Below are 1,839 nucleotides of genomic sequence, written 5' to 3'. Positions count from 1 at the left end.
ATCGGCATAGGGGGCGGCCTTTCACAGGCCGTTCCCCTGCCACACCACCCGGCATGCGGGTCCGCACCGGGCGGTTCGAGAGATTGAGGTCAGGAGAGACGCGGTAATCCCATTCTGTCGAACCACGCTATATCGAGCACTCGATTGAGCTCAAGAGCGCTGTTGCGCCACCAGCAGCGGGAGTTTCCCGCCACTTTGCGAGCGACACCCTCACTTGCACCCAACCTGCGTAACTCACGATAGATCGTGGAGCTACGCCGCCATTGTTTGAGCTGGATTGCTCGCAGTCGGTGCCGTATCCATTCGTCCAGCTCTCGCCAGATTCTGGGGGTTTGCGACAAGCCGAAATAAGCCTTCCAACCAAGCATGTAGGGCCTTAAACGGTCGACAACTTGTTGCACGCTGCGGCCACCTGAGCGCCGGGTAAACCAGCGGATGCACTGTTTGAAGCGCTTACGCGCTTTGACCGCCACTGTCCTTTTGACGCCTTTTGGGGAAGCCCAACACGCATACCCTAGAAACTTGCGGCCAAATGCGCTCGCCACCGCACTCTTGCTCTCGTTGACGCTCAAGTGCAGCTTTTCATACAGACGCTTGAGCAAGGCCATCACTCGCTGCCCGGCCTTCTTGCTGCGAACATATACATTCGCATCGTCGGCATAGCGCACGAAGCAATGACCTCTACGTTCCAATTCCCGATCCACTTCGTCCAGCAGCACGTTCGCCAGCAACGGCGACAGCGGGCCGCCTTGCGGCGCCCCGCAGCGGCTTTTCTCGACCGTGCCATTGATCAGCGTTCCCGCATCCAGATACGCACGAATCAGCCGGATAACCGCCTGATCCGCAATCCGTTTGCGCAAACGGTCAATCAAAATGTCGTGGTCGACCCGGTCGAAGAACTTTTCCAGGTCAACATCCACCACCACCCTGCGTCCCGAGGATACATGGCGTTGAGCTGCCAAGACGGCATCCTGCGCGCAGCGTCCCGGGCGAAAGCCGTAGCTGTGTTCACTGAAAGTCGGATCGAGTAGTGGCTGCAGGACTTGCAGCAACGCTTGTTGGATCAAACGGTCGGTGACCGTTGGAATGCCCAACTCGCGTTCGCCGCCGTCAGGCTTGGGGATTACCACTCTTCGCACCGGACTGGGCCGGTAGACACCCGAAAGAAGCTGTCCGCAAATCACAGGCCATCGGGTCTGCAAAAGTTTGGCGGTCTGTTCAATGTCCAAACCGTCGACCCCCGCCGCTCCTTTGTTGGCCTTGACCCGCTTCCATGCCCGCTTCAGGTTTTCTCTCGCAAAGGCCCGCTCCAGCAGCCCTTGCCCTGCGTTGTCGGATTCATCTTGCGGGCGATTGACCTCGTCGCTGATGGGGCTTCTCACGGCTTCACCGCTCGCGTCCTCACATCCGCCCCGCGTTTGGCAGGCATCTGACTTCCGGTCGTTCGCATCAACATGGCCTCTAACGCTTTCTCTCGTTCGGTCCTTCGTCAAAAAAAAAAGACTACTACGACCTCTGCTGACTTCTCGCTCCGGTTTGCACCGTCGCCCTTTCAGGCACAAGGCGAGATCTCCCCAGGTAAGAACGCAATCCTTCACCACACAACCGCCGGATTTACGCAGCCTGATTCTTGACCACAAGAGCTTCGCGGTTTTATGCCCGCTCGCCCTGATCGGCTTCGCCTTGTATCCGGTTCTTGTACATCGGCTCATGGCTTCGATTCACGCTTCCTCCCCACACTCGGTCGCCCTCATGCAGTTGCGCTTCACTTCGTTCGCTGTGGTCAGCTTACGGCGGGACTTTCACCCACAAGATTGCGCCCATGCTGGGCGCACATAA

Annotated in this window: 1 protein-coding gene; it reads right to left on the bottom strand. The window is 58.4% G+C overall.

The annotated features are described in order from the left end of the window. Nucleotides 1-89: 89 nt before the first annotated feature. A complete protein-coding gene (gene ltrA / locus V7773_RS30140; RefSeq protein WP_336076487.1) occupies nt 90-1,382 on the bottom strand; it encodes a group II intron reverse transcriptase/maturase in 1,293 nt (430 codons plus the stop codon). Nucleotides 1,383-1,839: the final 457 nt, after the last annotated feature.

It is taken from the genome of Pseudomonas sp. 3JA, from assembly GCF_036961705.1.
Lineage (GTDB): Bacteria > Pseudomonadota > Gammaproteobacteria > Pseudomonadales > Pseudomonadaceae > Aquipseudomonas > Aquipseudomonas fluorescens_Q.
Note: the sequence above shows the minus strand (reverse complement) of the source record. Positions and strands in the feature narration are given on the sequence as shown.